This is a genomic window from Dokdonella sp. GW821-FHT11D02 (assembly GCF_058808595.1).
Genome location: NZ_CM179520.1, coordinates 4,983,087 through 5,001,034, shown reverse-complemented (window position 1 = coordinate 5,001,034; position 17,948 = coordinate 4,983,087). Strand labels below are relative to the sequence as shown.

General features: G+C 68.5%; 10 protein-coding genes. 7 read left to right on the top strand and 3 right to left on the bottom strand.

From position 1 onward, the window contains the following. Positions 1 to 19: 19 nt before the first annotated feature. The 6 genes from plsB to AC3QL3_RS21155 all read left to right on the top strand — a co-directional run bounded on the left by plsB (position 20) and on the right by AC3QL3_RS21155 (position 9,562). Positions 20 to 2,545 carry a glycerol-3-phosphate 1-O-acyltransferase PlsB gene (plsB, locus tag AC3QL3_RS21180; protein WP_492896100.1) on the top strand — a complete coding sequence of 842 codons (2,526 nt, stop codon included), beginning with the start codon at positions 20 to 22 and terminating at the stop codon, positions 2,543 to 2,545. A gap of 202 nt (positions 2,546 to 2,747) precedes the next feature. Then, positions 2,748 to 4,019: a delta-60 repeat domain-containing protein gene (locus AC3QL3_RS21175; RefSeq protein ID WP_492896099.1), complete on the top strand. Its 1,272-nt coding sequence runs from the start codon at positions 2,748 to 2,750 to the stop codon at positions 4,017 to 4,019. After that, positions 4,006 to 4,458, top strand: coding sequence for a DUF3574 domain-containing protein (locus AC3QL3_RS21170; RefSeq protein ID WP_492896098.1), 453 nt, complete (start codon positions 4,006 to 4,008; stop codon positions 4,456 to 4,458). The genes AC3QL3_RS21175 and AC3QL3_RS21170 overlap by 14 nt, the downstream gene beginning before the upstream one ends. Positions 4,459 to 4,529: 71 nt before the next feature. Next, positions 4,530 to 5,924 (top strand): choice-of-anchor Q domain-containing protein, encoded by a 1,395-nt coding sequence (locus AC3QL3_RS21165; RefSeq protein WP_492896097.1) that lies wholly within the window; start codon positions 4,530 to 4,532, stop codon positions 5,922 to 5,924. A gap of 158 nt (positions 5,925 to 6,082) precedes the next feature. Then, positions 6,083 to 6,625, top strand: coding sequence for an ECF-type sigma factor (locus tag AC3QL3_RS21160; RefSeq protein WP_492896096.1), 543 nt, complete (start codon positions 6,083 to 6,085; stop codon positions 6,623 to 6,625). After that, positions 6,626 to 9,562, top strand: coding sequence for a serine/threonine-protein kinase (locus tag AC3QL3_RS21155; RefSeq protein WP_492896095.1), 2,937 nt, complete (start codon positions 6,626 to 6,628; stop codon positions 9,560 to 9,562). Positions 9,563 to 9,617: 55 nt separating this feature from the next. Here the strand turns inward: AC3QL3_RS21155 and AC3QL3_RS21150 are convergent, their stop codons facing one another. The 3 genes from AC3QL3_RS21150 to gltB form a co-directional block, all read right to left on the bottom strand. After that, entirely contained in the window at positions 9,618 to 10,076 is a 459-nt protein-coding gene (locus AC3QL3_RS21150; protein WP_492896094.1) for a hypothetical protein, read from the bottom strand. A 216-nt stretch (positions 10,077 to 10,292) separates the two neighbouring features. Next, positions 10,293 to 11,738 carry an FAD-dependent oxidoreductase gene (locus tag AC3QL3_RS21145; protein WP_492896093.1) on the bottom strand — a complete coding sequence of 482 codons (1,446 nt, stop codon included), beginning with the start codon at positions 11,736 to 11,738 and terminating at the stop codon, positions 10,293 to 10,295. Further along, positions 11,735 to 16,219, bottom strand: a complete 4,485-nt coding sequence (gene gltB / locus AC3QL3_RS21140) for a glutamate synthase large subunit (protein ID WP_492896092.1) — start codon at positions 16,217 to 16,219, stop codon at positions 11,735 to 11,737. Before gltB ends, AC3QL3_RS21145 begins: the two co-directional genes overlap by 4 nt. A gap of 321 nt (positions 16,220 to 16,540) precedes the next feature. Here gltB and AC3QL3_RS21135 point away from each other — a divergent pair, with 321 nt between their 5' ends. Then, positions 16,541 to 17,857 (top strand): NupC/NupG family nucleoside CNT transporter, encoded by a 1,317-nt coding sequence (locus tag AC3QL3_RS21135; RefSeq protein WP_492896091.1) that lies wholly within the window; start codon positions 16,541 to 16,543, stop codon positions 17,855 to 17,857. Positions 17,858 to 17,948 lie beyond the last annotated feature (91 nt).

The window sequence follows — 17,948 nt, the reverse complement described above, 5'->3', positions numbered from 1 at the left end:
GCCCTGATAAACTGAACCGATGGAACCCTCGCCCCCTGCGGCGCCGCCCGCGCTGCACGACCCGCAGGCGCCGGCCTGGCTCAACGCGATCGGCGCGCTGCTGCGCCCTTGGGTGCGCATCCGCCGCACGCCTGAAGACGCGCGCGCGCTGCTGCCTGAAGACGCGCGCCCGACCGTCTACGTGATCGAGCGGCCGGGCCTGTCGGACACGCTGATCCTCGAGCGCGCCTGCCAGGAAGCCGGCCTGCCTTCGCCGTTCGCGGCGGCCGCACGCCTGCCGATCAAACGCCGCCGCGCGGTGATCGCGCTGTCGCGGCGGCCGCGTTTGTTCGGCCGGCGGCCGCATCCGACGCGCTCGGAAACACTGAGCCTGCTCGCCGACCTGGTCCGCGCCGACCCCGGCAAGGACGTGCGCTTAGTACCGGTGTCGATCTTCGTCGGCCGCGCGCCGGCGCGCGAATCGGGCTGGTTCAGCGTGCTGTTCTCGGAGAACTGGGTCGTGGTCGGACGCTTCCGCCGCCTGCTCGCGTTGTTCTTGAACGGCCGCGACACCGTGGTGCAGTTCGCGGCGCCGATCGACCTGCGCGAATTCGTCGCCGCCGAGGCCGACACCGAGCGCGGCGTGCGCAAGCTGCAGCGCATCCTGCGCGTGCACTTCCGGCGCATCCGCGCCGCCGTGATCGGGCCGGATCTTTCGCATCGGCGCACCTTGATCGACGGCGTCGTCAACGCGGCACCGGTGCAGCAGGCGATCGACGCCAATGCGAGCCGCGAAGGCATCAGCCGCGCCGAATCGGCGGCGAAGGCGCGCCAGTTCGCTTGGGAAATCGCCGCCGACCAGTCGCATCTGGTGGTGCGTTCGGCTTCGTTCCTCTTGAGTGCGCTGTGGGAGAAGATCTACCACGGCGTCAGCATGCATCACTTCGATCGCCTGCGCGAAATCGTGCCCGGCCACGAAGTGATCTTCGTGCCCTGCCATCGCAGCACCACCGACGACGCGCTGCTGCCCTACGTGCTCTATCACAACGGCTTGGCGGTGCCGCACATCGCTGCCGGCGTCAATCTGAACCTGCCGCTGATCGGCTCGCTGCTGCGCCGCGGCGGCGCGTTCTTCCTGCGCCGCAGCTTCAGCGATCCGTTCTACTCGACCGTGTTCCGCGAGTACATGAGTCAGCTGATCGCGCGCGGCATCTCGCTGATGTACTTCATCGAAGGCGGCCGCTCGCGCACCGGCCGCATGCTGACCTCACGCGGCGGCTTGTTGTCGATGACGCTGCGCAGTTTCCTGCGTCAGCCCGATCGCCCGGTGGTGTTCCAGCCGGTCTACATCGGCTACGAGAAGATCATGGAGGGCGAGTCCTACATCGGCGAGCTGTCGGGCAAGCCGAAAGAGAAGGAATCTTGGGGCAGCCTGATTCGCGGCCTGGGCGCTTTGCGCCATAACTACGGCGCGGTCACCTTGAACTTCGGCGAGCCGCTGTTCCTAAAGCCGCTGCTCGACGAAGTCGCGCCGGAATGGCAGGCCTCGGCGGCCGATCCGGAAGCCAAGCCGGCGTGGTTGAAGGGCGCCGTCGATGTTCTGGGTGAGCGCATCCTGGTCAACATCAATCGCGCCGCGCACGCAGGTCCGATCAATCTGCTCGCGCTGACTTTGCTGGCCACGCCCAAACACGCGATGGCCGAAGCCGATCTGCTCGAACAGATCGAGCTGTGCAAGGCGCTGCTGACCGAGCTGCCCTATTCCGATCGTGTCACCGTGACGCCGCAGACGCCGGCCGAGATCGTCGCCTACGGCGAGAAGATGCAATGGATTCGCCGCACCACTCATCCGCTCGGCGACGTGCTGACGGTCGACGAAAAGCCGGGTGTCTTGCTCAGCTACTTCGGCAACAACATCACCCATCTGTTCGCGACCGCGGCGTGGATCGGCTGTTGCTTCAACAACAACCGGCGTCTCGCGCGCGCCTCGATCCTGCGCCTGGGGCGGCTGGTCTATCCGTTCGTGCAGGCCGAGCTGTTCCTGCCCTGGAGCGAGGCCGAGTTCGGCGAGCGCGTGCAGGCCACCTTGGACTTCCTGCAGACGCGCGGCCTCTTGACCACGGTCGAAGGCACCGACGGCCGCATCCTCGAACGCGGACCCGGCCAGAGCAATTCCGCCTTCCGCCTGCGCGCGCTCGCGCACACGCTGATGCCGGCGATCGAGCGCTACTACATCGGGCTCGCCCTGCTGGTGAAGAACGGACCGCATGCGCTCAGCGCGAGCGAGCTGGAGAATCTCAGTTATCTCACCGCGCAGCGCCTGTCCTTGCTGCACGAGATGAATGCGCCGGAGTTCTTCGACCGCTCGCTGTTTCGCGGCTTCATCCACAAGCTGCGCGAGCGCCGCGTGATCGCGATCGACGACAACGGCAAGCTCACCTTCCAACCCGAGCTCGAAGCCGTCGCCAAGGACGCGCGCGTGATCCTGAGCCGCGAAATCCGCCACAGCATTCTCAAGCTGACCGACGCGCAGCAGGCGCAGCTCGGCCTCAACGCCGCCTCCTGAGCCGCGCATCGCGCGGCCCCTCGCTGCGCGTGCGCCGCGGCTCCTGCGCGTGCCGCAGCTGAACGCGCGCCAACGCCTCGATGTCAGCGATCCGAGCGAAACACCGTAGCCGGCCCCGCGCGCACAGTTTCGTCGTCGCCACATGCAGCAAGCATCGGCAACGGCCATTCCGCGCGAACCCTGAGTCCATTTTGGAGGCTTCATGTTCACGCTCAACGCATCGCATGGCGCGGGTGCTTCCGCCCGCTTCGCTCGCCGCCTGCGCGCCGCTCGCTGGTCGCTCCTGCTGGTCGCGCTGGCGACGGCCGTCACCGCCACCGCGCAAGACGGCAGCGCCGATCCGAGTTTCATCGCCGACACCAACGGCGGCACCGGCTACGTCAACGTCACCAAAGTGCAGCCGGACGGCAAGATCCTGGTCGGCGGCTACTTCAGTACGATCAACGGCATCGACAAAGCCAACATCGTGCGCCTGAACAAGGCCGACGGCAGCGTCGACACCGCGTTCACCGCGACGGTGACCGATCCGGAGAACGGCAACGCGCAAGTCAGCACGCTCATGCTCGACAGCGCCAACCGTATCCTGATCGGCGGCACGTTCACTGCGGTCAACGGAGTGCCGCGCAACAACGTCGCGCGCCTGAACGCGGACGGCACGCTGGACACGAGCTTCGACCCCAACGGCACCGGCGGTCCGAACGGATCGGTCTACGCCTTCGCGCTGCAGCCGGACGGCAAGATCTTCATCGGCGGCTCCTTCACCTCGGTCGGCGGCGCCGCGCGCGCGAGCCTGGCTCGCCTCAACACCAACGGCGGCCTCGACAGCAGCTTCACCGAAGCGAACGAGTTCGTGTTCTCGGTGCGCGCCCTGCTGCTGCAGCCGGACGGCAAGCTCGTCACCGGCTGGGAGTTCGGTGCCGGCGAAGGCGACTACCTGATCGTGCGGCTCAACACCAACGGCACGCTCGATCCGTCCTTCAACGTCTCGCTCGGTCAGAGTTCGCCGACCTTGTACGTGTCCTCGCTCGGCTGGGTGCCCGACGGCGGCGCCGGCAAGGTTCTGATTGCCGGCAACTTCCCGACCGTCAACGGCACGACGCGGCATTGCCTCGCACGCGTCAGCGCTGCCGACGGTCGCGTCGACCCGAGCTACGACCCCGATCTGGGCGTCGAATGCGATGCCGAAAGCGTGGTGCGCAAGTCCGACGGCAGCGTGCTGATCAGCGGTTCGTTCGACAGCGTCGGCGGCCTGCCGCGCAGCAACTTCGCGCGCCTGCAGCCGAACGGCCAGCTCGACGGCAGCTTCGATGCGACCACCTCGCCGCCGAACAACGTCGCCAGCGTCAGCTCGATCGCGCAGCAGCCCAACGGTCGTCTCGTGGTCGGCGGCATCTTCAGCGTCATCGGCGGCGAAAGCCACGGCAACATCGCGCGCATCTACGACGACAAGGTGTTCGGCAATGGCTTCGACTGAGCCACGGCGTCGCGCGGCGGCGGTGGCGTCACGCGCCGCCCTGCTCGTCGCGGTGCTGACGCTCGGTGCCTGCGCCGCGACGCCCTCGCGCGGACACGCTCCGTGCCAGAGCGGCGAGCAGCGCATGCAGCGCGACGCCTTGTACTTCGGCACGGCGCGGCCCGACGGCGGTGTGGTCAGCGCCGCGGACTGGCAAGGCTTCGTGCGCGAGGTGCTGACGCCGGCGTTTCCGGCCGGCTTCAGCGTGTACGACGCCGCCGGCCATTGGCGCGGTGCCGATGGTGTCGGCGTCAGCGAGGCGAGCCACGTCGTCGTCGTACTGCACGCCGACGACGCGGCCAGCGAACGCGCGATCGGCACGGTCGTGGCGACGTATCGACAGCGTTACGCGCAGGAGTCGGTGTTGCGCGAACGCGTCGAGGCGTGTGCGCGCTTCTAACGGCACATCGCGATCACCCCTGCAGTCAACGCGGCGGACTCTTGAGTCCGCCGCGCTGGCGGAGAACTTCGATGGCAGCGCGAACCACCCTACTGCGCCTGACGCCGCTCGCCTTGGCGATCGCGCTCGGCTTCTCGCTCGCGACGCCAGCGCACGCGGCTGCGGTGACCAACTGCGAAGACAGCGGCGCCGGCAGTCTGCGCGAGGCGATACGCGTAGCCGACAACGGCGAGACGATCGACCTCGGCGCGCTCGCCTGCAGCACGATCACGTTGAGCGGCGGTGCGATCTTCGTCGGGCAGAACGATCTCAGTCTGCGCGGCCCCGGCGCGGGCATCCTGCGCATCGATGCGGGCCGGCAAAACCAGGCGCTGGTGCACACCGGAACCGGCACCCTGAGCCTGTCCGATCTCACCGTCGCGAACGGCTTCAAGTATCAGAACTTGCCGCAAGCGCCGCGTGCGCGCGGCGGTTGCATTTTCTCTTCCGGCACGGTCGCCCTGGTCGGTGCCGAGCTGACCAGCTGCGAAGCGCGCAGCTCGCTCGGCGATGACGGCCCACTCGGCGGTGCGCTGTACGCGCAGGGCGGCGCGAGGTTGTGGAACAGCTTCGTGCACGACAACGCCGCACGCAGCAGCGCGATCAATCGCACGACCGGCGGCGGCGGTATCTACACGGCCGGGCGCCTGCAGATCGCGCACAGCGTGATCAGCGGAAACGTGGCGGAAACGCCGGACAACAACGGCTATTCGTTCGGCGGCGGCGCCCAGGCCGGCGCCGGCCTCGAGGTCAAATACAGCACGATCAGCGACAACTCGGCCGTGTTCGGCGGCGGCCTGCGTGCCGACGGCGACATCACCATCAGCAGCTCCACGCTGTCGGGCAATTCGGCCGGCTTCGCCGGCGCTGCGGATCTGCGTGGCGGCGGCAGCGCGCCGATCGCGATCGTCAACAGCACCGTGTCGGGCAATCGCGGGCGTTTCGGTGCCGGCTTGCGCATCATGGGCGGCGCCGCGCGCATCGCCAACAGCACGATCGCGTTCAACATCGAGAGCGGCCAGAACAAGTACGGCGGTGGCCTGCGCATGTGGGAAAGCCAGGTCGAGCTGCAGAGCACGCTGATCGCCGGCAACACCAACGCGACGGTTGGCGGACCGACCGACATCGGCGGCAACGGCGAAAATTCCAGCGTAAGCGGCAGCCACAACCTGATCGGCTACTCGGACCTCGGCGGGCCATCCGACACGATCTTCGTGGCCGATCCGCGCCTGGCGCCGCTGGCGCTCAACGGCGGCAGCACCCGGACCCACGCCTTGCTCGCCGACAGCTTGGCGCTCGATCGCGGCGCCAACACGGACGGTCTGTCCCGCGATCAGCGCGGCCAGCCGCGCTCGCTCGGTGGCGCGCCCGACATCGGCGCCTTCGAGCGCGATCCGGACCGGATCTTCGCCGACGGGTTCGATTAGGCATGGCGTCGCGAACGCAAGAAGGGCCGACACGGGCCGCGGCAACCGCGCCGCCGTGGGGTCGCGCCGCCGCGCCCCGCCCGATTCGACCGGCGGCAACGATTTCTTGCGCTGCACTGCGGTATCGTCGCGCCGTCCGGGCCCGGGCCGGACGTCATTTGCGAGGCGCCGCCATCAACGATCAGTCCCAGCCGCTGTTCGCTCTGGTCTACCAGGAGCTGCGCCGGATTGCGCGCGGGCAGCGTCGTGCGGCCGGCAGTCCGCCGACGCTCGACACCACCGTATTGCTGCACGAAACCTATCTGAAACTGCAGGGCGCGGCCGAAGCGCAGTCGCTCACGCGCGAGCATTTTCTGTCGCTGGCCGCGCGCGCGATGCGTCAGGTGCTGGTCGACCATGCGCGCAGCCGCGGCCGCATCAAGCGCGGCGGCTTCGCCGTGCTGACCGGCCTCGACGAGGGCCACGTCGGCGCCGCCGCGCCGTTGATCGACATGCTCGCGCTCGACGTGGCCTTGAACCGATTGTCCGAGCGCGACCCGCGCGCCGGTCAGCTGGTGGAATGGCACGTGTTCGGCGGCTTGGGCATCGACGAGATCGCCAAGCTGCAAGGGGTGACCGAGCGCACCGTCTTTCGCGATTGGCGGCGCGCGCGCGCCTTCCTGGTGCAGGAGCTCGAAGCGAACCCCGCGCGGGAGGCTTGAGTGGACGCGCAACGCTGGCAACGGGTCGGGGAGATTTTCGATGCGGTCGTCGAACTGCCGGCGCCGCAACGCGCGCAAGCGCTGCTGCGCCTGTGCGAGGGCGACGCCGATCTGGAGCGGGAAGTCGTCGCGCTGCTGCGCGCCGATGCCAGCGCCGATACGTTCGACAGCGCGATCGACGCGACCCGCGTGCAGGCCGCCAGCGATTGGGTCGACAGCGTCGACGGCCGCCTCGCCGCCGATGCGCGCATCGGACCCTGGCGCGTCGTGCGCGAACTCGGCCGCGGCGGCATGGGTGTGGTGTTCCTGGTCGAACGCGCGGATGGTGAGTTCGAACGCCGCGCTGCGCTCAAGCTGATCAAACGGGGGATGGAGTCGGAACTCGCGCTGGCGCGTTTCCGGCGCGAACGCCAGCTGTTGGCACGGCTGGCGCATCCGAACATCGCGACCCTGCTCGACGGCGGGGTGTCCGCCGATGGCCGGCCTTATCTGGTCATGGAGTACGTCGAAGGCTCGACCCTGCCGGCCTATTGCGCCGAGCACGCCTTGGGCTTGCGCGCGCGCATCGAGTTGTTCCGACAGGTTTGCGCGGCGGTGCAGTTCGCGCATCGGCAGCTGGTCGTGCACCGCGACATCAAGCCGGCCAATGTGCTGGTGACGCCGGCCGGCGAGGTGAAACTGCTCGATTTCGGCATCGCCAAGCTGATCGACGACGACACCGACGGTGCCGCCACGCAGACGGGCGAGGCGCACCTCCTGCCGCTGACGCCGGCCTACGCCGCACCCGAACAGTTGCGCGGCGAGCCGGTGACGACCGCGACCGACATCTACAGCCTCGGCTGCCTGCTGTATGAAGTGCTGACCGGCCAGCCGCGGCACGACGCCACCAGCAGCCGCCGGCGCCGACTCAGCGAAGACGTGCCGACGCCGCCGCCGAGCGAAGCCGCGGCGCAGGGTGCGGTCGCTGCGGTCGGCGCACGCGCGCTGCGCGGCGACCTCGACACGATCGTGCTGACCGCCTTGCAGGCCGAACCGGAGCGGCGCTACGCCACCGTCGCCGCGCTGTCGGACGATCTGCACCGCTATCTCGGCGGCGAGCCGATCAGCGCGCGCCGCGACACCGTGACGTATCGCCTGCGCAAGTTCGTCGCGCGCCATCGCAGCGGCGTCGCGGTGTTCGGGCTGGCGATCGCCGCGCTGATCGCGACCACCACGCTGGCCCTGTGGTCGGCGCATCGTGCCGGCGAAGAGGCGCGCCGCGCCGAGACGGTAACCGCGTTCCTGATCGACATCTTCCGCGTGGCCGATCCGAAGGACGTGCCCGGCGGCGTCAAACTCGGCGCGGTCGACGTGCTCAACGCCGGCGCACAGCGGCTCGACGCGCAGCTGGCCGAGCAGCCGCAGCTGGCGGCGCGTTTCAGCCAGGTGCTCGGGGCGATCTATACCGAACTCGGTCAATACGACCGCGCGATCGCGCTGTTCGAACGCGTCGCCGGTCGCGCCGGCGCGGGTGATCGCACGCTGCAAGCCGACCTGCTCGCAGGCCTTGCGCGTGCGCAGTACGAAAAGGGCGACTACGCCGAGGCAGAGAAAACCGTCGCCGCCGCGCTGGCCGCGCATCGCGCGGTCGCCGGCGAGCGCGGCGCGGCGGTCGCGCCCGACCTCGCCTTGCAAGGCGAGATCGCGCGCCGGCAAGGCGACTTCCCACGCGCCGAGCCCTTGTTCCAGCAGGCCTTGGCGATCTCGCGCGCGGCCCTGCCGGCGCCGCATCCGCAGATCGCGACCGAACTCAACCAATACGCCGCGTTGAAGGGCGACATGCGTCAGGTCGAGGACGGTGCGTCGCTGACCGAGCAGGCGCTCGCGATGTTCCGCGCGCTGTACGGCGAGAACCACCTCGACGTGGCCGAGAATCTGGCCAATCTGGCGGCGTTTCGCATGCAGAGCGAGCGCGTCGCCGAAGCGCCCGCGCTGTTCGAGCAGGCCACCGCGATCTACCGGCGTCTGTTGCCCGGCGACCATCCGTCATTGGCGGTGGCGCTCGGCGGCCAGGCGCGCGCACTCGACCGTCTCGGCCAGTACCGCGCGGCGGCACCGCTCTACGCCGAAGCGCTGGCGATGCAGCAGCGCCTGCTCGGGGAAGCGCATCCCGACGTCGCCGGTACCTTGAACAATCTCGCGCTCCTGCACGTGCACATGGACGACTTCATCGGCGGCGCCGACTACAGCCGGCGCGCGCTCGCGGTGTGGGAGGCGCTGGGCAAGCCGGACCATCCGTTCGCGCTCGGCTCGAAGGCGAATCTCGCAGTGGCCTTGCGCGAATCGGGCAACCTCGCCGAAGCGGAGACGCTGTTTCGCGAAGTGCTCGCCGCACGCCGGCGCCAGCTCGGCGAGAAGCACTTGTTGGTGTCCTTCAGCCTCGATCAGCTCGGCATCGTGCTGCGCCTGCAAGGGCGCGCCGACGAGGCGGTCGCTGTGCAGCGTCAGGCGCAGGAAATGCGTCGCGATCTGTCCGGCGCACCGGTGTTGGAATCGGCCGCCGCGCGCATGCAGTACGCGCTGAGCCTGAAGGAAGCCGGCGACCTGCCGGCCGCGCGTAGCGAGGTCGATGCGGCCTTGGAAGCTTTGAGTACGTTGCGACCCGGCAATCCCGAAACGCTGGCTGCAGCCTGGGTCGCCAAAGCGCGCATCACGCTGGCGCAGGGGGAAGTCGATGCCGGCTGCACGGCTGCCGACCGCGCGCTCGCGCTGCGCCCGGCCGACGGCGAGGCGATCGGCTGGCGCCGTGCCGAGGCGCTTGCGGTGCACGCGCAGTGCTTGATCGCGCGTCGGCAGGTCGAGCAGGGCCGGGCCGAACAACGCAGTGCGCTGGCCGTGCTCGAACGCACGCGCGGTGTCGATCACTGGATGACGCGGCAGGTACGGGCGATGCCGTAGCGGGGCAGTCGGCGATCACGAGGCGGACACGGCACCAACCGTGACCGCTGCGGCCTCAGTCGAAGCTGTCGGCGAACACGCGATCGGAGGCGGTTTCGACCAGCAGGTTGAAGCAGCCGCACGAGCCGAGGGCCGAGGCCGGATCGGCGGTGACGATGAGGCAATACTCACCCGCCGGCAGTATCTCGCCGCAGCCGCCTTTGTCGCAGTCGCCGCCCGTGACGTAGGGCATCGGAGAGAACGTAGGGTCGCCGCCCGCGAGGGTGAGGTTCACCGCGCTCGGTTCGGTCAGAACCAGGCGCGCGCTCGACGTGCGGTAGGGAAAGGAGGCCGCGCTGCAGACAGGGTTCGCATCCGGCATGCAGGTATTCGCGATCGCCTGGCCGTCCAAAGGGAGCGGTGAGGGCAATGCGTTGTTGCCGCAGGAATTCTGCGCATGCGCCGCATCGACGCCCGTCAATGCGCAGGCGAACACGAAGAGTTGAATGAGGCTGCGAATTCCCTGTTTCGGCATATCGGTTCGGCTCTCGACCGGCAGCGTGGCGGGTCGAGCAGCCTCCTCGTTTCGAGGGTGGACGGTGTAGGCGGCGGCAGTTCGATGCCGACGGCACCGTACTCCATAATCCTTTGACGAGGGGCTGTCAAGAGATTCGTGGCGATCGTCCTTTCGGCGAACCGCCCGCCTGCGGCGCGCCGGTCGCAAGCGGCCGATCTCGCACCGTCGACGCCGCTAGACGGGGGCGAGTTCGACTTCCGGCAGCGGCTTTTTCTCGGCTGCCAGCGCTTTGACGATCGAGGCCGCCGCCTCTCGCCCGTCGTGCACCGCACGCACGACCAGATCGGCGCCGCGCACATTGTCGCCGCCGGCGAATACGCGCGGATTGGTGGTCTGGAAGGGCAGACGCGCGCCGCCGCCGACCGCCACGCGTCCGCTGTCGTCGAGATCGATGCCGGCCTCGCGGCACCACTCCGGCGGGCTCGGACGGAAGCCGAACGCGACGATGACGACATCGGCCGGCAGGGTCTGTTCGCTGCCGGCAACCGGCTCGGGTCGTGCACGGCCGCGGCCATCGGCGAGCAGACGTGTTTCGACCACGCGCAGGCCTTCGACGCGCTCGCTGCCGAGGATCTCCAAGGGCTGCCGGTTGAACAGGAAACGCACGCCTTCCTCGCGTGCGTTCTTCACCTCGCGCCGGCTGCCGGGCATGTTCGCTTCGTCGCGCCGGTAAACGCAGCTGACCGCGACCGCGCCGAGGCGGATCGCGGTGCGCACGCAGTCCATGCCGGTGTCGCCGCCGCCGAGCACGACCACGCGTTTGCCGCGCAGGTCCAAGCCGGCGTCCGGCGCGCCGTCGCCGCCGAGCAGGCGGCGCACGTTCGCGATCAGGAACGGCAAGGCCGGCAGCACGCCGGGCAGGCGGTCGCCGGCCAAGTCGGCGGCGACCTCGCGATACGCGCCGGTGCCGACGAAAACCGCGTCGTAGCCGTCCAACAGCGCAGCGAACGGCAGGTCGCGGCCGATGTCGACGCCGAGCCGGAACTCCACCCCCATTCCCTCCAGCACCTGGCGACGCAAGCGCACGACGTCCTTGTCCAGCTTGAACGGCGGAATGCCGAAGGTCAGAAGGCCGCCGATTTCCTCATAGCGGTCGTACACCACGGCGCCGACGCCGGCGCGCACCAAGCGGTCGGCCGCGGCCAACCCGGCCGGACCTGCGCCGACGATCGCGACGCGGCGGCCGCTCGGCCGCACGTTCGACAGGTCCGGCCGCCAGCCCTGCTTGAACGCGAGGTCGACGATGTTCTTCTCGATCGCGCCGATGGTCACCGCGCCGAAACCATCGTTGAGCGTGCAGTCGCCCTCGCACAAACGATCCTGCGGACAGACGCGGCCGCAGATTTCCGGCAGCGGATTGGTTTCGTGCATCAGCGTGGCCGCCTCGAACACGCGGCCTTCCTTCGCCAACTTGAGCCAGTTGGGGATGTAGTTGTGCACCGGGCACTTCCACTCGCAGTACGGATTGCCGCAGTCGATGCAGCGCGCCGCCTGCTGCTCGCCTTGGCCGGCGTCGAAGCCGCCGTAGATCTCGCCCCAGCCGAGCACGCGCACGCCGACCGGCACTTCGCGCGGCAGCGCGCGCGGGATCTCGATGAAGTACGGATTCTTCTCCTTCATGCCGCGCGCCTCAGTTCGTCGATCAGCGAATCGACGCTGGCCGCCTTGGGTTTGACCAGCCAGAACTTCGGCAACAGATCGCGGAAGTGCGATTGGATCTCCGCGCCCCACACGCTGCCGGTCGCCTTCACGTGCTCGGCGATCAAGCTGGACAGGTGTTGCAGGTGGTTTTCCATGCCTTCGGGCGAGATGCGCTGGATGTCGATCAGCTCGTGGTTGTAGCGGTCGACGAAGTCGCGCTCGGTGTCGAGCACGTAGGCGAAGCCGCCGGTCATGCCGGCGCCGAAATTGATACCGGTGCGGCCGAGCACGACCACGATGCCGCCGGTCATGTATTCGCAGGTGTGGTCGCCGCTGCCTTCGACCACCGCCAGAGCGCCGGAATTGCGCACGGCGAAGCGCTCGCCGGCACAGCCGGCGGCATAGAGCTCGCCGCCGGTCGCGCCGTACAGGCAAGTGTTGCCGACGATGACCGCGTCGCGTGCGCGGAAGCCGGCGTCCGCCGGCGGATGCACGACGATACGGCCGCCGGTCATGCCCTTGCCGACGCCGTCGTTGGCTTCGCCTTCGAGCACGATGTGCACGCCGCCCGCATTCCACGCGCCAAGGCTCTGGCCGGCGCTGCCGGTAAGACGCAAGGTGACCGGATGCGCGTCCATGCCGCGGTCGCCGTGGCGGCGCGCGACTTCGCCCGACAGCCGCGCGCCGAGCGAGCGGTCGGTGTTGCGAACGGCGTAGCGGAATTCGCCGCCGCGTCGGTGCTCGACCGCGAAGCGCGTGTCCTCGACGATGCGCGCGGCGAGCGAGCCGGGATCGCGCGGCACGTTGCGGCTGCCGGCGCAGACCTGCGCGCCGTCGTCGAAGCCGGCGGCGTTGAGCAGCGGCGCTAGATCGATGCGCGCGTGCTTGCCGTCCAAGTCCTCGCGCCGGCGCACCAGATCGACGCGGCCTACCAGGTCTTCGAGTTTGCGCAGCCCGAGCCGCGCCAAATGCTCGCGCACGTCCTCGGCGACGAAGCGGAAATAGCGCATCACCAATTCCGCGGTGCCGACGAAGTGCTGCTTGCGCAACACCTCGAGCTGGGTCGCGACGCCGGTGGCGCAGGTATTCAGATGGCAGATGCGCAGGTACTTGCAGCCCATCGCGATCATCGGCGCGGTGCCGAAGCCGAAGCTCTCGGCGCCGAGCACGGCGGCCTTGATCACGTCGAGGCCGGTCTTCAAGCCGCCGTCGGTCTGCAAGCGCACGCGTTCGCGCAGACCGTTGCGGCGCAGCGTTTCGTGCGCCTCGGCCAGGCCGAGTTCCCACGGCACGCCGGCATAGCGGATCGAGGTCAGCGGACTCGCGCCGGTGCCGCCGTCGTGGCCGGAGATCGTGATGAGGTCGGCATAGGCCTTGACCACGCCGGCCGCGATCGTGCCGACGCCGGCGTGCGCGACCAGCTTGACCGAGACCAGCGCATCGGGATTGACCTCTTTCAAATCGAAGATCAGCTGCGCCAAGTCTTCGATCGAATAGATGTCGTGATGCGGCGGCGGCGAGATCAGGCCGATGCCCGGTCGCGCGTAGCGCAGGCGCGCGATCAGCTCGTTGACCTTGTGCCCGGGCAGCTGGCCGCCTTCGCCCGGTTTGGCACCTTGCGCAACTTTGATCTGCAGTACTTCGGCATTGACCAGGTATTCGGGCGTCACGCCGAAGCGCGCCGAAGCGACCTGTTTGATCTTGGACATCTTGTCGGTGCCGTAGCGCAGCGGGTCCTCACCGCCTTCGCCCGAATTGCTGCGCGCGCCCAGGCGGTTCATCGCCTGCGCCAGCGTTTCGTGCGCTTCGGGCGACAGCGCGCCGAGCGACATCCCGGCGGAGTCGAAGCGCTTCAAGATCGACTCGACCGATTCGACTTCCTCGAGCGGAATCGGCGCCAGGTCTTCGCGCAGCTCGATCAGGTCGCGCAGTGCGGCCGGTGCGCGGCGATCGACCAGGTCCGCATAGTGGCGGTAGTCGGCCGCCTCACCGCTGCGCACGGCCGCTTGCAGCGCGCCGACCACGTCGGGGTTGTAGGCGTGGTATTCGCCGCCGTGCACGTACTTGAGCAAGCCGCCCGGCGGCAGGCGTGCTTCATCGTCGAATGCGGCGAGCAGGCGTTCGCGCTGCTCGTCCTGCAGGTCGACGAAGCGCGTGCCGCCGATGCGCGCCGGCGTGCCGGCGAAGCACAAATCGACCACCGCGCGGTCGAGGCCGACGATCTCGAACAGCTGCGCGCCGCGGTAGCCGGCGATGGTCGAGATGCCCATCTTCGAGATGATCTTGAGCAAACCCTTGCGGATGCCCTTGCGATAGGTGCGGCCGAGTTCGCGCGGTTCGCCGTCGTGGTCGCGGATGCGGCCGCCGCGGCCGAGGTCGAACAAAGTCTGATAGGCCAGGTACGGATACACCGCCGAGGCGCCGAAGCCGATCAGGCAGGCGAAGTGGTGCGCGTCGCGCGCGGTACCGGTTTCGACCAGGAGGTTGCAGTCGCAGCGCAGCTGCGCCGCGACCAGTGCCTGATGAATCGCCGCGGTCGCGAGCAGGGCGTGGATCGGCAGCTTGTCGGGTTGCTGCGGCGGATAGCGGTCGCTCAGGAAGACCAGGCGCGCGCCGGCGCGCACCGCGGTGGTCGCTTCGACGCAGATGCGCTTCAACGCCGCTTCGAGTCCTTCGGCTTCGCGGTAATACAGATCGACGAAGCATTGCGCATTGGCGAACTGCGGCAAGGCCAGCAGCTGGCGCAGCTTGCGCTGCGACAACACCGGCGAGGTCAGCAGTACCTGGCGCGCGTTCGCGGCCGACAGTTCGAAGATGTTGCCTTCCGGACCGATCTGCGTGACCAGCGACATCACCGCCGTTTCGCGCAAGGGATCGATCGGCGGATTGGTGACCTGCGCGAACGCCTGGCGGAAATAGTCGTACAGCGGCCGCGCTTCGCCCGACAGCGCGGCGACTGGCGTGTCGTCGCCCATCGAGCCGGTCGCTTCGACGCCGTCTTCGGCCAGCGCGGTCAGAATCGTGTCGCGCTCCTCGCGCGAGAGGCCGAACAGCTTCTGGAAGCGCGCCAGCAGCTCCGGCGGGAACGGCTCGGCGGCGAGGCTGGGATCGATCAAGTGCGATTCGAGATGCGTCACGCCTTCGCGTAGCCACTGCTTGAACGGCGCCAAGCCGCGGTTCAAGGCGTCGACGTCGGCGCTCTTGAGCAGACGGTGTTCGACCAGGTCGGCCGCGATCATCTCGCCCGGTCCGAGCCGGCCCTTCTCGCGCAGGTCGGCGTCGGCGTAGTCCCAGATACCGGCTTCCGAGGCGACCACCAGGTGACGGTCGGCCGACAACGCCCAGCGCGCCGGCCTTAAGCCGTTGCGGTCGAGCGTGCAGGCGGCGTAGCGGCCGTCGCACATGACCAGGCCGGCCGGGCCGTCCCACGGTTCGGTGTGCAGGCCGTAGTACTCGTAGAACGCGGCGAGATCGGTGTCGACGTCCTCGCGCGCCGAAAACGCCGGCGGTACCAGGATGCGCATCGCGGTCGGTAGCGCGATGCCGCCGATTAGGAGCAGTTCGAGCGCGTTGTCCAGGCTCTGCGAATCGGAGCCCGACATCGTCACCAAGGCACCGAGGGTGGAGAAGTCGAACTGCGGCGAGATCAGTTTCTTCGCGCGCGCGGCCATCCAGCTGCGGTTGGCGCGGATCGTGTTGATCTCGCCGTTGTGCGCGAGATAGCGGAACGGCTGCGCCAGCCGCCACTGCGGCGTGGTATTGGTCGAAAAGCGGTTGTGGAACACCGCCGCGCAAGCGCTCAGCTCGGGCCGCGCCAGGTCCGGATAGAAGCGGCGCAGGGCGCCCGGCAGCACCATCGCCTTGTAGCCGATCATCGAGGCGGACAAGGAGACGATGTAGAAATGCTCTTCGTCCGGCAGCGCGTTGGTGGCGAGGCGGCGCGCGCGGTACAGCTTGCGGTCGAAGCTCGCTTCGTCGTAGCGACCGCCGTCGAACGCGGCGTCCGCCGCGTTGACGAACAGCTGCGCGATGCGCGGCAACGAGGCCGCGGCTTGCACGCCGCAGACCGACAGATCCAGCGGCACCTCGCGCCAGCCGGCGACGACCAGGCCTTCGTCGCGCAGGCGCGCTTCGAGTTCGGCGATCGATTGTTCGCGCCGCGCCGATTCGGGAGAGAGAAAGACCAGTCCGGCAGCGAAGCGCTCGCCGAGCGCGATACCCGACTCCTGCGCGAGCGCGCGCAACCAGTTCGTCGGTCGATGCAGCAGGATGCCGCAGCCGTCGCCCGAGAGTCCGTCAGCGCCGACCGCGCCGCGGTGCGCCATGCGTTCGAGCGCGGCGAACGCCTTGTCGACGAGTTCCGCGCTGGCGCGCGCGTCGATCTGCGCGATCAGCCCGAAGCCGCAGCTGTCGTGTTCGTAGGCCGGGTCGTACAGACCGGCATGCTGGGTTGCTGCCATCGTGCGCACCTCCGCATGGCCCGCCTCACCGGAACCTGCGTCGACGACTTTCCATGAATGGGCGTCTAAACGTCCATTCCTGAATTCGATTCCGGGAGGGAGCGCGCGCCCCGACTAAAACATATTTGTTGCAGAGCGTCAAAGGGCGCGAAGGGAAGAGAGTCGCGGTTGCCTCTCCCGCGAGCGGGAGAGGGAGAAATGCATGGCCTTCGCGGCGCGCGCGGGAACGCGGCGTGGCTGTCCACTCACCTTGCACAAGCCTTTGCCACTGCTCTACATTCCTCCGATTGCCGGCGCACAGGCGTTTGGGGGAGTACAAGCATGCTGCAGGCGCTGGGCCACATCGCGTTCGGGCTGTTCGGCATCGCGGTGCTGATCGCGATCGCGTTCGCGTTCTCCAACAACAAGCGTGCGGTCAGCTGGAAGCTGGTCGCCACCGGCCTGGTGCTGCAGATCGTGTTCGCCACGATCGTGCTGAAGCTGCCATTCGGGCGCGAGGTGTTCCACGCGATCGCCAACGGCTTCGTCAAACTGCTCGATTTCGTCCGCGTCGGCTCCGAATTCATCTTCGGCGGCTTCATGGACGTGTCGAAGTTCGGCTTCGTGTTCGCCGTGCAGGTGCTGCCGACGATCATCTTCTTCGCCTCACTTACCGGCGTCCTGTACCACCTCGGCGTGATGCAGCAGATCGTGCGCGGCATGGCCTGGGTCATCACCAAGGTCATGAACGTGTCGGGCGCCGAAACCACCAGCGTCTGCGCCAGCGTGTTCATCGGCCAGACCGAAGCGCCGCTGACGATCAAGCCCTACATCGAGCGCATGACGCAGTCGGAGCTGATGACGGTGATGATCGGCGGCATGGCGCACATCGCCGGCTCCGTGATGGCCGCCTACGTCGGCCTGCTCGGCGGCGAGGACAAAGCGCAGCAGGTGTTCTTCGCGACGCATCTGTTGACCGCGAGCATCATGGCCGCGCCGGCGACGATGATGCTGGCCAAGATCCTGGTGCCCGAAACGGGACAGCCGCTGACTCGCGGCACGGTCACGCTCGAAGTCGAAAAAACCACCGCGAACGTGATCGACGCGGCCGCCACCGGCGCCGCCGACGGCCTGCGCCTCGCCCTCAACGTCGGCGCGATGCTGCTCGCCTTCATCGCGTTGGTCGCCTTGTTGAACGCGCCGTTCCAATGGCTCGGCGCGCACGCCTGGGGCGCTGCGGCCGATTCCTCGCTCAACGCCTGGCTCAGCGCGCAGGCCGGCCATCCGGTCGAGCTGTCGCTGCAGACCTTGTTCGGGTGGGTGCTGGCGCCGCTGGCCTGGCTGATCGGCGTGCCGTGGGCGGAGGCGCCGCTGGTCGGCAGTTTCATCGGCCAGAAAGTCGTCATCAACGAGTTCGTCGCCTACGTCGACATGTCCAAGCACATTTCGCAGATGAGCCAGCAGAGCCAGCTGATCGCGACCTATGCCTTGTGCGGCTTCGCCAACTTCTCCTCGATCGCGATCCAGATCGGCGGCATCGGCGGACTCGCGCCGAACCGGCGCGCCGATCTCGCGCGGCTCGGCCTGCGCGCGGTGCTCGGCGGCTCGATCGCGACCTTCATGACCGCCACCATCGCCGGCGTGCTGGAACAGCTCTAAGCGCCCGAATCGTCGCGTAATGGACCATGGAACGGCCTCTGAAGCCGTTCCGGCCGGGTTTCGTGCGTGTTCACGCCGCCGCTCGCATAGT

Bases quoted from the DNA above. Each gene is read 5' to 3' on its own strand.
- AC3QL3_RS21150 (WP_492896094.1), bottom strand. From the start codon at position 10,076: ATGCCGAAACAGGGAATTCGCAGCCTCATTCAACTCTTCGTGTTCGCC.
- gltB (WP_492896092.1), bottom strand. From the start codon at position 16,219: ATGGCAGCAACCCAGCATGCCGGTCTGTACGACCCGGCCTACGAACAC.
- AC3QL3_RS21165 (WP_492896097.1), top strand. From the start codon at position 4,530: ATGGCAGCGCGAACCACCCTACTGCGCCTGACGCCGCTCGCCTTGGCG.
- AC3QL3_RS21145 (WP_492896093.1), bottom strand. From the start codon at position 11,738: ATGAAGGAGAAGAATCCGTACTTCATCGAGATCCCGCGCGCGCTGCCG.
- AC3QL3_RS21135 (WP_492896091.1), top strand. From the start codon at position 16,541: ATGCTGCAGGCGCTGGGCCACATCGCGTTCGGGCTGTTCGGCATCGCG.
- AC3QL3_RS21170 (WP_492896098.1), top strand. From the start codon at position 4,006: ATGGCTTCGACTGAGCCACGGCGTCGCGCGGCGGCGGTGGCGTCACGC.
- plsB (WP_492896100.1), top strand. From the start codon at position 20: ATGGAACCCTCGCCCCCTGCGGCGCCGCCCGCGCTGCACGACCCGCAG.
- AC3QL3_RS21175 (WP_492896099.1), top strand. From the start codon at position 2,748: ATGTTCACGCTCAACGCATCGCATGGCGCGGGTGCTTCCGCCCGCTTC.